General features: G+C 30.5%; 13 protein-coding genes. 12 read left to right on the top strand and 1 reads right to left on the bottom strand.

The genetic code is table 11. The features are described from left to right. The 5 genes from era to ppdK all read left to right on the top strand — a co-directional run bounded on the left by era (position 1) and on the right by ppdK (position 5,814). The gene (gene era, locus FDN13_RS01075; RefSeq protein WP_138978484.1) at positions 1 to 888 is read left to right on the top strand and encodes a GTPase Era; all 888 of its coding nucleotides are present in this window, start codon (positions 1 to 3) and stop codon (positions 886 to 888) included. A gap of 18 nt (positions 889 to 906) precedes the next feature. Further along, positions 907 to 1,647, top strand: a complete 741-nt coding sequence (recO, locus tag FDN13_RS01070; RefSeq protein ID WP_168190026.1) for a DNA repair protein RecO — start codon at positions 907 to 909, stop codon at positions 1,645 to 1,647. A gap of 12 nt (positions 1,648 to 1,659) precedes the next feature. Further along, the gene (locus tag FDN13_RS01065) at positions 1,660 to 2,220 is read left to right on the top strand and encodes a DUF4342 domain-containing protein (RefSeq protein ID WP_138978482.1); all 561 of its coding nucleotides are present in this window, start codon (positions 1,660 to 1,662) and stop codon (positions 2,218 to 2,220) included. Positions 2,221 to 2,449: 229 nt separating this feature from the next. After that, the gene (locus FDN13_RS01060; protein WP_305781726.1) at positions 2,450 to 3,082 is read left to right on the top strand and encodes a helix-turn-helix transcriptional regulator; all 633 of its coding nucleotides are present in this window, start codon (positions 2,450 to 2,452) and stop codon (positions 3,080 to 3,082) included. Positions 3,083 to 3,177: 95 nt separating this feature from the next. Further along, complete coding sequence (gene ppdK / locus FDN13_RS01055) at positions 3,178 to 5,814, top strand: pyruvate, phosphate dikinase (RefSeq protein WP_138978480.1); 2,637 nt, start codon at positions 3,178 to 3,180, stop codon at positions 5,812 to 5,814. Between the two features lie 21 nt (positions 5,815 to 5,835). On the opposite strand, the gene FDN13_RS01050 is transcribed toward ppdK, so the two are convergent. Next, positions 5,836 to 6,912 (bottom strand): CotS family spore coat protein, encoded by a 1,077-nt coding sequence (locus FDN13_RS01050; protein WP_138978479.1) that lies wholly within the window; start codon positions 6,910 to 6,912, stop codon positions 5,836 to 5,838. A 265-nt stretch (positions 6,913 to 7,177) separates the two neighbouring features. Here FDN13_RS01050 and FDN13_RS01045 point away from each other — a divergent pair, with 265 nt between their 5' ends. From FDN13_RS01045 to FDN13_RS01015, 7 genes are all read left to right on the top strand, one after another. Next, positions 7,178 to 8,182, top strand: coding sequence for a deoxyguanosinetriphosphate triphosphohydrolase (locus FDN13_RS01045; protein WP_138978478.1), 1,005 nt, complete (start codon positions 7,178 to 7,180; stop codon positions 8,180 to 8,182). A 172-nt stretch (positions 8,183 to 8,354) separates the two neighbouring features. Continuing rightward, positions 8,355 to 10,133 (top strand): DNA primase, encoded by a 1,779-nt coding sequence (gene dnaG, locus FDN13_RS01040; protein WP_138978477.1) that lies wholly within the window; start codon positions 8,355 to 8,357, stop codon positions 10,131 to 10,133. A gap of 23 nt (positions 10,134 to 10,156) precedes the next feature. Beyond that, positions 10,157 to 11,236 (top strand): RNA polymerase sigma factor RpoD, encoded by a 1,080-nt coding sequence (gene rpoD / locus FDN13_RS01035; protein ID WP_138978476.1) that lies wholly within the window; start codon positions 10,157 to 10,159, stop codon positions 11,234 to 11,236. A 59-nt stretch (positions 11,237 to 11,295) separates the two neighbouring features. Beyond that, the gene (locus tag FDN13_RS01030; protein WP_138978475.1) at positions 11,296 to 12,030 is read left to right on the top strand and encodes an HAD family hydrolase; all 735 of its coding nucleotides are present in this window, start codon (positions 11,296 to 11,298) and stop codon (positions 12,028 to 12,030) included. A 19-nt stretch (positions 12,031 to 12,049) separates the two neighbouring features. Further along, positions 12,050 to 12,733 carry a tRNA (adenine(22)-N(1))-methyltransferase gene (locus FDN13_RS01025; RefSeq protein WP_138978474.1) on the top strand — a complete coding sequence of 228 codons (684 nt, stop codon included), beginning with the start codon at positions 12,050 to 12,052 and terminating at the stop codon, positions 12,731 to 12,733. Further along, positions 12,724 to 13,824, top strand: coding sequence for a Nif3-like dinuclear metal center hexameric protein (locus tag FDN13_RS01020; RefSeq protein WP_138978473.1), 1,101 nt, complete (start codon positions 12,724 to 12,726; stop codon positions 13,822 to 13,824). The genes FDN13_RS01025 and FDN13_RS01020 overlap by 10 nt, the downstream gene beginning before the upstream one ends. Positions 13,825 to 13,888: 64 nt before the next feature. Next, complete coding sequence (locus FDN13_RS01015; RefSeq protein WP_168190025.1) at positions 13,889 to 14,590, top strand: zinc ribbon domain-containing protein; 702 nt, start codon at positions 13,889 to 13,891, stop codon at positions 14,588 to 14,590. Positions 14,591 to 14,639: the final 49 nt, after the last annotated feature.

Here is a 14,639-nt window from a genome sequence, read left to right as displayed (position 1 = left end):
ATGACAGAGTTCAAATCAGGATTTGTAGCAATTATTGGTCGTCCAAATGTTGGGAAATCTACGCTGCTTAATAGGATTATAGGTGAAAAGCTTTCTATAATATCAAATAAGCCTCAAACAACTAGGAATAATATTAAAGCAATATATAATGGAGAGAATTGTCAAATAATTTTTATGGATACCCCAGGAATACATAAACCTAAACACAAGCTTGGAGAGTATATGGTAAGTTCAGCTCAGAGCGTTTTAAAGGAAGTCGATGTTGTTTTATTTATAACTACACCTCAGGAAGATCTACATCCATCAGATAAACATATTATTGAAAGATTAAAACAAACGAAAGTTCCAATTTTTCTTGTAATAAATAAAGTAGATTCAGTTAAAAAGGAAGTTGTTGCTAAAACAATTGAAAGCTATACTAAAGAATATAATTTTAAAGAAGTAATACCTATTTCAGCTCTAATCGGAAATAATATTGATGTATTACTTAAGGTTTTAATATCTAACCTTCCTAATGGTCCACAATATTTTCCACCGGATATTATGACAGATCAGCCTGAGAAATTTATAGTATCAGAAATAATTAGAGAGAAGCTGCTTCATTATCTTAAAGATGAAGTTCCCCATGGAACAGCAGTTGAGATTGTAAGAATGTTTGATGATAAAGAAACAGGGATAACTAATATAGATGCAAATATATATTGTGAAAAGGACTCCCATAAGGCAATAATAATAGGAAAAGGTGGGGCAATGCTTAAAAAGATAGGGCAAGATTCAAGGATTGATATAGAAAGATTTCTTGGAAATAAAGTTTTTTTACAGCTTTGGGTAAGAGTTAAAAAGGACTGGAGGGATAGTCCATCTTTATTGAAATATCTTGGTTATTAAAAATAGGAGGTGGTGGTTTTGTCACTTATAAACGTTCAGGGAGTAGTGCTTAAATATATTAAGCTTGGAGAGAGTGATAAAATCATCACTTTATTAACGGATAAACTTGGTAAGATAGATGCTGTAGCTCATGGAGCAAGAAGGACAAAGAGTAAATTTATGGCATCAACTCAACCTTTTTGTTATGGAGAATATCAGCTACATAAAGGTAAAAATCTTTATACTATTAGTCAAAGTAACATAATCAATTCTTTTCAGACTATACTTATGGATCTTGATAAAGTTGCTTATGGTATGTATTTCCTTGAACTTATAGATAATATTACTGAAAATGAAGTTAAAAGTATAAGTATTCTTGCACTTATTTTAAAAACATTATATATTTTGACTCATGATGAGGTTGATCTAAGGCTTTTAAGGCTTGTTTTTGATTTTAAAGCCATATCTATTTCTGGATATATGCCTCAGATTGTTAATTGTGTAAAGTGTGGTAGAAGGATAAAAGAGGGATATTTTAGTATTAACAGGGGTGGAATGATTTGTACAGATTGTAAAGACAACCAAGCAGTCTATGGTATTAATAAAGAAACTTTGAATAATTTACATATAATTAAAAACATAAAATTAGAGAATTTGAGAAATATTAAATATGATGAGAAAAGTATAAATTATCTTCAAAACATAATGACTAAGTATATTTTATATCAGACTGAAACGGATTTTAAAAGCCTTAGTATTTTAGATAAAATAAAGAGATAAGGAGAGGGTTATATGGAAGAAATTAGCCTTGAAAAGATTGATATTATAAGGCAAAGAACAGGAGTTGGATATGCACAAGCAAAAGAACTACTTGAAAAAAACAATGGGAATGTAGTAGATGCATTGATTTACTTTGAACAAAATCAAAAAAACTTTGCTCAAAACATTGCTAATGTTAGTAATGATTTAATAGAAACTGTAAAGGATATAATAAAAAAGGGAAATGTCAGCAGGATAAAGATTAAAAAGGACAATAGAGTTTTAATAGATATTCCAGTTAATGCTGGAATTGCTGCAGGGGCTCTTGGATTATTTTATCCTGCACTAATTGCAGTAGGTGCTGTTGCAGCATTGGCAACTAAGATAGTAATTGAAATTGAAAGACCAGATGGGAAAATTGATATTGTAAATGATGTTATAAAGGAAAAATACGATGACGTTAAAGAAAAATTTGAAGATGTTAAAAATAAGGCTGAGGATGCTGTAAATAATATTAAAGAGGATATAGGTGTTAAGTTAGAAAATATGAATAATGACGAAAATGATAAAGATAATGTTGATAAAACAGAATAAGTCAGTTTTACTGGCTTATTCTGTTTTATTAATGTATTGAAAAATAAAACAATTTAAAATAAAATATATTATATAAAAAGTATTAAATATCAGAATAAAACAATATTTAAAATAGACAAAATATTTTTTAAAAGTATTGAGTTTGAATAATAGAGTTTATATAATAGTATATATAAGAAAATAGCAAAATTTTATATTTATAGCAATTTGTTTAAAGAAGGTGATTTTTATAAAACTTACAAAGCGTCAGGAAGAAATTATTGAACTTGTTAAAAAAAATCAGCCTATAACAAGTGAAAAAATTGCAAAATTATTAAATGTCACGAGAGCAGCACTAAGGCCTGATCTTGCAATACTTACAATGACAGGAATTCTTGAGGCAAGACCTAAGGTAGGATATTTATATTCTAAAAAGGGAAATAATAACATCATATATGATTATATAAAAGAAATAACCGTAGCAGATATTAAGACAAAGCCTGTTGTTGTTACAGAAGATACAATTGTTTATGATGCAATAATTCAATTGTTTTTAAATGATGTAGGAACTATATTTGTAGTACATAATGGATACTTAACTGGTGCAGTTTCAAGAAAAGATTTTTTAAAGATTGCAATTGGTAATACTGATGTACATAAGGTACCGGTGGGCGTGATTATGACAAGAATGCCTAATATAATTACTGTAATGGATGAAGATAGTGCTTATGATGCTGCAAAGAAAATAATTGAGCATGAGGTTGATTCTCTTCCGGTTATTGAAAAAGTAGTTACAGAAGAAGGGAAAGAAGCTTTAAAGATTACAGGCAAAGTTTCTAAAACAAATATTACAAAACTTTTTGTAAATTTATGTTCTATGTAAATGTGATTTTTTTGAACATAATTGGGACATTATATGTCCCTGTGGGTTGTTTAAAATTATTTTAAATATAAAATATAAAAACAGGGGGTCTTAAAATGTCTGGTCATCAAAAAAAGTATGTTTATCTTTTTAGTGAAGGAAATGCAGGTATGAGAAATCTTCTTGGCGGAAAAGGTGCCAACCTTGCTGAGATGACTAATATTGGTTTACCTGTGCCTCAAGGTTTTACTGTAACCACAGAAGCATGTACAAGGTATTATGAAGATGGACAAAAAATTGGAGATGATATTAAGGCTCAAATATTTGAATATCTTCAAAAATTGGAAGGTATAACTGGAAAGAAATTTGGTGATCCATCAAATCCACTTCTTGTTTCTGTACGTTCAGGTGCAAGAGCATCTATGCCTGGTATGATGGATACAATACTTAACCTTGGACTTAATGATGAAACAGTTGTAGGTCTTGCTAAGTTAACTAACAATGAAAGATTTGCTTATGACAGCTACAGAAGATTTATACAAATGTTTAGCGATGTTGTTATGGAAATAGACAAGAACAAATTTGAAAAAATACTTGATGCAGTAAAAGAAGAGAACGGTGCAAAATATGATACCGATTTGAATGCTGAAAATCTTAAAGAAGTAGTAAGAAGATATAAGGCACTTTATAAAGAAGAAAAAGGAACTGATTTTCCACAAGATCCAAAAGAGCAATTGTTTGAAGCGGTAAAAGCAGTTTTTAGGTCATGGAATAACCCAAGAGCTATAGTTTATAGAAGATTAAATGATATACCAAGTGATTGGGGAACAGCAGTTAATGTACAGCAGATGGTATTTGGAAACATGGGAGAAACATCGGGGACAGGCGTTGCTTTTACAAGAAACCCTGCAACAGGAGAAAACAAGGTGTTTGGAGAATACCTTATTAATGCACAGGGTGAAGATGTTGTTGCAGGTATTAGAACTCCTCAGAGCATAGATACATTAAAAGAAGTTATGCCAGATTGTTATAATGAGTTCATGAAAATTGCGAACATTCTTGAAAAACACTATAAAGATATGCAGGATATGGAATTTACTATAGAGCAAGGAAAACTTTATTTCTTGCAGACAAGAAATGGTAAGAGAACAGCACCAGCAGCATTAAAGATAGCTGTTGAAATGGTACAAGAAGGACTTATAACAAAAGAAGAAGCTATTTTAAAAGTTGATCCAAAGCAGCTTGATCAGCTTTTACATCCAGCATTTGACCAAACAGAGTTAAAAGGAGCAAAGGAAATTGCAAAAGGGCTTCCAGCATCACCAGGTGCAGCTTGTGGTAGAGTATACTTTACAGCAGAAGAAGCTAAACAGCATAAGGCAGCCGGAGAAAAGGTTGTTCTTGTTAGAGTTGAAACATCACCAGAAGATATTGAAGGTATGGTTGCAGCAGAGGGTATTCTTACTGCAAGAGGCGGAATGACATCCCATGCAGCAGTTGTTGCAAGAGGAATGGGTAAGTGCTGTGTGGCAGGTTGTGGAGATATACAGATTAATGAAGAAGGAAAATATTTTGTTGCAAACGGAGTAAGAATTAACGAAGGAGATTACATATCCCTTGATGGAAGCACAGGTAAGGTTTACGGACAGAAGATAAAGACAGTTGAACCAGAAATTACAGGATATTTTGGAACATTCATGGCTTGGGCAGATGAAATTAGAAAGCTTAAAGTTAGAACAAATGCTGATACTCCAAGAGATTCAGCACAGGCAGTTAAGTTTGGTGCAGAAGGTATAGGCCTTTGCAGAACTGAGCACATGTTCTTTGATGAGGATAGAATCCCAGCTGTTAGAGAGATGATAGTAGCTAAAAATGAAGAACAAAGAAGAAAGGCATTAGCAAAGCTTCTTCCAATGCAAAAGAATGATTTTATTGGAATATACGAAGCAATGGAAGGCAGACCTGTGACTATAAGGCTTCTTGACCCACCACTTCATGAATTTTTACCAAGTGAAGATGATGATATAAGAGAAATTGCAAACAATATGGGTATAACCTTTGAAGAGCTTAAAGCAACAGTTGAAAGCCTTCATGAGTTTAACCCAATGATGGGCCATAGAGGATGTCGTCTTGCAGTATCATATCCAGAAATAGCTGAAATGCAGACAACAGCAATTATTGAGGCTGCAATTGAAGTTAATAGAAAACATGGATGGAATATAATACCAGAAATAATGATTCCTCTTGTTGGTGAAATTAAAGAGTTGAAATATGTAAAAGATATTATTTTAAAGACAGCTAATGAAATAATAGAAAAAGAAGGAGTAAAACTTGAATATAAGGTTGGAACAATGATTGAGATACCAAGGGCAGCTTTAACAGCAGATGAAATAGCAAAGGAAGCAGAATTTTTCTCCTTTGGAACTAATGACCTCACTCAGATGACATTTGGTTTCTCAAGAGATGACGCAGGAAAATTCTTAAATGACTATTATGATAAGAAAATATTTGAATTTGATCCATTTGCAAAACTTGACCAAAATGGTGTTGGCAAACTTGTAAAGATGGCATCAGAGTTTGGAAGACAAACAAGACCAGATATTAAGCTTGGAATATGTGGAGAGCATGGAGGAGATCCATCATCAGTTGAATTTTGTCATAATGTAGGACTTGACTATGTATCCTGCTCACCATTTAGAGTTCCAATAGCAAGACTTGCAGCAGCTCAAGCACAGGTTAAAAATCCAAGGTAAAAATTTGGGGAGTAGTTTATACTACTCCCCAAATTTTTTATATATATAATTCTTCATCTTATTGCAGAAATTTTCATGATCCTTTTGCTGACTTGAAATCTTCTTTAATATTGTAATAAAAGCATCTTTGTTGCATTCTTTAATGTTTTTAAAATAGTCTCTGGAAACCTTCCAGTACTTTTGAGGGAACATAAGCATGGCATATAAAAGCATATACTCCTCATAGCTTAATCTTCTTATTTTTTCATAGCTTTCAATTGCACTTAAAAAAACATCAAAATTCCATGAAGTTTTTTCTCTTTTTAAAATTCTTTTTAAAAATACGCTAATATCATGTACTGGCATATCAATCATGGTTCTGTCAAAATCAATTACATAAATATTATTATCCTCCGAAAAAATTATATTCTTATTTACATAGTCAAGATGACATATTGCATTTCTACTTACATCATCTCCTATATTTTTTGAAAAGTCTATTTTTGATAATATATATATACTTTCTCTTGCTTTGTATAAATTATAATCAAAACTTTCAAGATAGATTTTAGAAAATTTATCTTTAATACGGAACGCTGTGTTTGAAAGTTCAAGAAGTTGCAAAAAATGTTTATTGTAACTATAAAGATAATCCTTATCTGTAATCCTAAGTTTACTACCATCTACTGGGTAGAAACCCTTAGAACATTTATGTATTTTTCCCAGATTTTCTGCAATTGCTTTAATGTCATCAATATTATTATAATCACATTTTCTTCCTTCAATCCAATCTGTTAATATAAAAAGATTATTACAATATTTAACAAATTTAAGCCCATTTTTTGTAGAAATAAATCTTGGACAATGTATTCCTCTTGAATTTAGCCATTCAATAACTGAATAAATAAATAGGAGATCTTCTTCATAATAATATACCTTTTTAAGACATTTAACTCCTTTATCTGTAATAACTTTATATACGGCCCTTTGTTTTTCAGTGTCTTTAAATTTTATACTTTCAATGTCATATATAACAAGGTTATAATAGTTTAATATATTTGATTTTAACTCTTCAAAGGATAAAAATTCAAAGTCTGTTTTTTTGTTAATAGATTCCATTATATCACCTAAAACACGTGCTATAAAAATATATGAAGAAATTTCTATCTATATACTTATAAATAAATTAATTTAAAAGTTTATTTATAAAAATATTGTATAAAAAATTATAATTTATGAAAAAATGATAAATGCTATGAAATTTAAAGTTTATTAAGATTATTCCTCTAAAATCAGTTATAATTTTTTATAAATTAAAAAGAAGGGATATTGACTTTTTTGTTGTATATAATATATATGGATGCATTTAAGAGTGGTGATGATATTGAATATCAGAAAACAATATGAAGAGCTTGAGGAGAAAATATTATCTCCTATGGCAACATTAAGTAAAAATTCATTAGGAAGGCAAAACTATGAAGAAAAGTGCAGTATTAGAACTGATTTTCAAAGGGATAGAGATAGAGTAATACATTCAAAGGCTTTTAGAAGACTTAAACATAAAACTCAGGTATTTATTGCTCCAGAAGGAGATCATTATAGAACGCGTCTTACTCATACCCTTGAGGTGTCTCAAATAGCAAGGACTATTTCAAGAGCAATAAGGCTTAATGAAGATTTAACAGAGGCTATTGCGTTAGGGCATGATCTTGGGCATACTCCTTTTGGACATACAGGAGAAAAAGTTCTTAATGACATAACTAGTTGTGGTTTTAAACATAATGAACAAAGCCTTAGAGTTGTTGATTGTATTGAAGGTGGAGGTGGATTGAATTTAACTTATGAAGTAAGAGATGGTATATTGTGTCATTGTGGAAATCTTGAAGCTAAAACAAATGAAGGTAAAGTAGTCAAACTTGCCGATAAAATTGCATATATTAATCATGATATAGATGATGCAATGAGAGGCGGAATAATTACTCTCGATGATTTACCTAAGGAATGTTTAAATGTTTTAGGTAATACCCATTCCCAAAGGATAAATTCCATGATTAAATCTGTTATAGACTATGCTTTGAAATTTGGAGAAATCAAATTATCTGGTGAAGTGGGAGAAGCAACATGGGAGCTTAGGGAATTTATGTTTAAAAATGTATATATAGGATCAAGTGCAAAGAAAGAAGAAGAGAAGGCTGTGCACTGTATTAAAGAGCTATTTAAGTATTATATGGAAAAGCCTGAGAAGATGCCCACTGAATTTTATGAAAGAATAAGAAAATGGGGTGTTGAAAGGGTAGTTTGTGATTATATTGCTGGCATGACTGACAGATATGCACTTTCTGAATATATAAATCTTTTTGTGCCTTTACCATGGGGAAAAATATATTAAAAAAAGGATTTTTAAAATTTGTGTCGAATATAATTATATTTGATGACTTTATGTAAAAATTTATTTAAACTTTTGTTAATAGAAAGTTCAAACATTAAGTTTATAAAATGACTATAATAAGAAGGAAAATTTGATATTGTGTAGAAAATATAATTATGTTTAGGGTGATGATATGGGACGAATTCCAAAAGATTTAATCGAAAAAATAATTGAAAGAAACGACATTGTTGATATAGTGTCGGAATTTGTTCCATTAAGAAAAACCGGAAGAAGTTATATGGGTGTATGTCCTTTTCATAATGACAAAGGACCCTCTCTTAGTGTTTCTCAAGAAAAACAGCTTTTTCATTGCTTTGGTTGCGGTGCTTCAGGGAACGTTATTGGATTTGTTATGAGAATTAAAAACCTTGATTATTTAGATGCTATATCATATCTTGCAGACAGGGCTAATGTTCCACTGGAGTTTTCGGAAGATGATAAAAATACAAGAGAAAATGCAGTTAAAGAGCAAATTTATAGAGCTAATGTTGAGGCCGCGAGGTTTTTTTTCTCAAATTTGAAAAGAAGCAATAAAGCAATTACTTATCTTAAGAGTAGAAATGTAGAAAGTTCAATCATTTTTAAATTTGGAATTGGGTATAGTATAGATAGCTGGAATTCTTTATATATCTATTTAAAAAGTAAAGGTTTTAGTGATGAAATACTTTTAAAGGCTGGTCTAATTGTAAAGAGCCAAAAAGATTATTATGACAGATTTAGAAACAGAATCATGTTCCCAGTTATTGATGTTAAAGGGAGAATAATAGGTTTTGGAGGAAGAGTGCTTGATGATTCAAAACCTAAATATCTCAACTCACCGGAGACTCCGGTATTTAAAAAGGGAACTAACCTTTATGGTTTAAACCTTGTTGCAAAACAAGGAAATGTTGAAAATTTAATAATAGTTGAAGGTTACATGGATTGTATTACTCTTCATCAGTATGGAATTAATAATGCAGTAGCTTCTCTTGGTACTGCATTAACTATGGAGCAGGCAAAGCTACTTAAAAGATATAGTAAGGATATTTATATTTGTTATGATGCAGATGCTGCAGGAAAAGCTGCAACTTTAAGAGGGCTTGATATTTTAGAATCGGTTGGGTGCAATGTTAAGATTATTGAGGTACCAAAGGGTAAGGATCCGGATGAGTTTATTAAGAGCTTTGGAGTAGATGAATTTAAAAAGGTTATTGAGAATTCCCTTCCTGTTCTTCAATATCGCATTGAAAAGGCAAAAGATGGAAAAAACCTTAAAGATGTAAATCAAAAAATCGTGTTTATAAATGATGTTGCTAACATATTAAGCGAAGTTGAAAACCCGATAGATGTTCAAGTATACGCTGCCAAAGTTTTTGATGAAACTGGTATTGAAGTGCAAAGCATTCTTGAACAGGTAAAAAAGTTAAAGAACAATAAAATAAACAAGAATAATAGGAACAATATGAGAAATAATATTGTAAATGGTAATGTTTTTAATATTGAACCTGCATATAGAAAAGCTGAAAGATTAATTTTAAATTTATGTATAAAGGATATTGAGCTTTATGGCTATATCAGCAAAAAAATAATACCAAAGGAATTTATTACTGATGAATATAAAAAGGCAGCAGAGTATATATATAATAAGTGTGAAAAAGGAGAAAAGATAGATGCTAATGAGATTCTTATAGAGTTTGAAAGTGATAAAGGCATAGGTGATGTTGCTTCTATTTTTATAGAATATGAATATAGTGAAGACTTATATGAACTTGCTGATGATTTGATTAAGACAATTAAAAAATATAACCTTGAAAATAAAATAGATGAAATAAATGAACAAATAAAAAGCTATGAGGAAGCTAACGATATTGAAAAATCTGCAATTTTATCCAAAGAACTTATTGAACTTAGAAGACAGCTTAGTCTATTGTAATCCTTTTAAGGGAGGTTGTACATTTGAAAAAAGAAAATAATAATGCTAAGATGAATATCGTAAAACAATTAATAGAAAAAGGTAAAAAATCAGGTGTCTTAACATATAAGGAAATAATGGATACTTTGGAAGATGTGGACTTATCTCCTGAGCAAATAGAAAAAATATATGAGATACTTGAATCTATGAACATTGAAGTGATTAATGACGAAGAGGATTTCAACCCTGAACAAATGCTTGAAGAGGATCTTGATTTAACCCTTCCTGAGGGAATCAGTATAGATGATCCTGTAAGGATGTATTTAAAAGAGATAGGAAAGGTGCCTCTCCTTTCAGCAGAAGAAGAGATAGAACTTGCAAAGAGGATTGAACAAGGCGATCAGGAGGCAAAGAAAAAACTTGCTGAAGCAAATTTAAGGCTTGTTGTAAGCATTGCAAAACGTTATGTTGGAAGAGGTATGCTTTTTCTTGATTTAATTCAAGAGGGAAACTTAGGGCTTTTAAAGGCTGTTGAAAAGTTTGACTGCAAAAAAGGTTTTAAGTTTTCAACCTATGCAACTTGGTGGATAAGGCAGGCAATAACAAGAGCAATTGCTGATCAGGCAAGGACTATTAGAATACCTGTTCACATGGTTGAAACGATTAATAAACTTATAAGAGTTTCAAGAAACCTGCTTCAGGATCTTGGGAGAGAGCCTACCCCAGAGGAAATAGCTAAGGAAATGAATATGGAAGTTGAAAAGGTTAGGGAAATAATGAAAATAGCTCAAGAACCTGTGTCCCTTGAAACTCCAATTGGAGAAGAAGAAGATAGTCATCTTGGCGATTTTATTCCTGATGAAGATGCTCCAGCTCCTGCTGAAGCAGCTGCCTATACTATGTTAAAAGAACAACTCATGGATGTGCTTGATACATTAACTCCAAGAGAAGAGAAAGTCTTAAGACTACGTTTTGGTCTTGATGATGGGAGGGCAAGAACCCTTGAAGAGGTAGGTAAGGAATTTAAAGTTACAAGGGAGAGAATTAGGCAAATAGAAGCAAAAGCGTTAAGAAAGTTAAGACATCCAAGTAGAAGTAAGAAACTTAAGGACTATCTTGATTAATATATTTAAGGCTTACAGGTTTGTAAGCCTTAAATATTGCTTTTATTAGGAGGGATTTTATGAATACAATATTATTTGATCTTGATGGGACACTTCTACCTTATAAGTGGGAGGATTTTGAAAAAGAATACTTTAAAAAAATGGTATATAAATTAAAAGATTTATTTACTCCAAAACAGACTATAGAATATATATTGGATGCTACAAAGGAAATGATTATGAATACTGATTGCAATAAAACTAATGAAGAAGTATTTATGGATAAGTTTTGCAAAATATCTGGGCAAGAAAAGGAAAAGATGTATAAAATATTTAAGGATTTTTATGATAAAGAATACAGAACTATATCAGGTATTTTTACCCCCTCAAAATATGTAATAAACTCTATAAAGACGTTGAAAGAAAAAGGATATACCTTAGTTGTTGCTACTAATCCTATATTTCCAATGGAAGCAATAATTCAAAGAGTTAATTGGGCAGGACTTGATGAAAAGGATTTTATTCTCATTACAAGTTTTGAGATAATGCATTATTGTAAGCCACAAATAAAATACTATGATGAGATACTTAATGTAATAGATAAAAAACCATTTGAGTGTATGATGGTAGGTAATGATGTAAGCGAGGATTTGATAGCAGGTAAACTTGGAATTAAAACCTATTTGATCACTGATTACATGATTAATAAAAATAATATTGAACCTAAGGCTGATTATGTAGGAACTTATGAGGATTTTTATAATTTTGTACAAAAACTTCCTTATGCTTTAAATGATGAGGCTGTTGCACAATGATAGTTTGTAGGAGGAATTTATGAAGCTTTCAAATCGTTTAGATAATATAGCAAGATTCATTCCTAATTGCAAATGCATTGCTGATATAGGTACCGATCATGGTTTAATACCTATATATGCTGTTTTAAATGGAATATGTGATAAAGCAATTGCTTCAGATATAAAAAAAGGACCTTTGCAAGCAGCAAAGAAAAATATAGAATATTATGGCCTTTTAGATAAAATAGAATTAAGATTAGGTTCTGGTCTTGAAGTTCTTAAATTAGGTGAGGCTAATGTTATAGTAATTGCAGGGATGGGAGGATACACTATAAGTAATCTTTTAGAAGCTGAAGAAAAAATAGCAAAAGAAGCTGAATTTTTAATATTGCAACCTACTCAACATCCAGAAGCTTTAAGAAGATATCTTGTTAATTTTGGCTTTAAAATATTGGATGAGGAACTTGTTAAAGATGACAATAAGTATTATCATATAATTAAGACATCTAAGGGGGAGGAGCCTCCATATAAAAATGAAGCAATATACTATTTGGGTTTAAGGCTTATAGAAAAGAAGCATTATCTTTTAAGAGAATATTTAACATTTAATCTTAAAAAGCTTTATAATGTATCAGAAAAACTTGATCCTAATACACAAATGGATAGATATAAAGAGGTTCATGAGCTTATAAAAGGATTTGAGGATGTGATGAAATGTCTATAGTTTGCAGAAATATTATAAACGAAATAGAAAAAAAATTTCCTCTTTATCTTGCTGAGGATTTTGATAACTGTGGGCTTATAATAGGTGACTTTGAAAAGGTTGTAAAAAGAATACTTTTGTGCCTTGAAGTGAATTTAGATGTTGTTAAAGAAGCAGTTGAAAAAAAGGTTGATATGATAATATCCCATCATCCTATTATTTTTAGGCCCATAAAAAGGATAATAAAGGATAATTACATATCAAAATCAATTTTTGAGCTTATAAAAAATGATATAAATTTATATGTACTTCATACAAACTTTGACAATGCAATAGGAGGAATGAACTATATAATAGCAAATATATTAGAACTTGATGGAATAAAGCCTCTCTCCTACAATAAATCCCAGGAGCTTTATAAATTAACTGTTTATGTTCCTAATACTCATGTTGAACAAGTCAGGGAAGCTTTATTTAAAGCTGGATGTGGCTATATTGGTAACTACAGTTGCTGCTCATTTAATATTAAAGGTGAAGGTACGTTCATGCCCCTTGAAGGTTCTAATCCATATATTGGAAAACAAAATGAGCTCGAAAAAGTTGATGAGATAAAGATAGAAACTATTGTAAAAAATCAGGATATTAAAAAGGCAATAGAATGTATGCAAAAAGCACATCCTTATGAAGAAGTTGCTTATGATATATATAAACTTGAAAACAAAATAAATGATGGAACAGGTACATTTGGAGAACTTAAAAATGAAATGATATTTGGTGAGTTTTGCCAGTATGTAAAAGAAAAATTAAATATTCCATATTTAAATGTTGCAGGACACTTTAATAGGAAGGTTAAAAGAATAGCTGTTGTTGGAGGTGCTGGTGCAGAGTTTTATAAGGATGCAATCAATAAAAAATGTGATGTGCTTTTAACAGGAGATGTTAAGCATCATCAAGCTATTGATGCTGTAAATGAAGGAATAAACCTTATAGATGGAGGGCATTACTTTACAGAGGTAGTTGCTATCCCTTATATTGCAAATTATTTATCATCATTATTTGAAGTTGAGTGTATAGTTTCAAAGGTTAATACAAACCCGTTTTATAAGGCATAAAAATTATAAGATTTTTATGCCTTTTTTTATAAACTTTTTAAACAAAGAATTAGGAGTGATGCTAGTGGATTTAGATTTATTGTTTGAAGTATCAAGAATTGATGAAGAATTAAAGGATATTGAAAAGGATAAGAACATAAAGGCAACAGCTATAAAAATAAGATACTACAAAGAAACTTATGAGAATTATAAGAACGAATACAATCAGATAAATAGAAACATTAAGGAACTTGAAAATTTAATAAAAGATACATTAAAGGATATTGAAAGTTTAAATAAGGAAGTTAAGGAAGCAGAAGAAAGACTTTATTCAAGTAACAGTTTAAAAACTATAGATGCATGCCAGAAGCTTTTAGAAAATAAAAAGGCTGATATTAATGAGAAAGAAGAAAGAGTATATAATTATATGGAAAAATTAGATGCAATGAAGGTAGAAAAAGAAAAGCTATTAAAAAAGGGAAATGAGGTTAAAGAAAGCTATAATTTGCTTAGAGAAGAATATATGAGGCTTTTAAATGATGTAAATGAAAGGATAAAGATACTGAATGAAAAAAGAGAGCTTATAACAGAAAAAATTATGCCTGTATTTATTGAAGAATATGAGAGAATAAAAAATATTAAAGGTTATGGTATGTGTTTACTAAATGGGGAAATATGTTCTGGTTGCGGAATAGACATTCCTACTGCTATAATAAGCGATGCAAAGGATAAAAGAAAGATTACAAAATGTCCTCACTGTGGAGTTATTCTATATGTAAATGAATGATTATTACATTATTTGACTAAAGTTATAATATTTATGTATTTACTTTTTA

The organism is Caloramator sp. E03, assembly GCF_006016075.1.
Taxonomy (GTDB): Bacteria; Bacillota; Clostridia; order Clostridiales; family Caloramatoraceae; genus Caloramator_B.
Note: the sequence above shows the minus strand (reverse complement) of the source record. Positions and strands in the feature narration are given on the sequence as shown.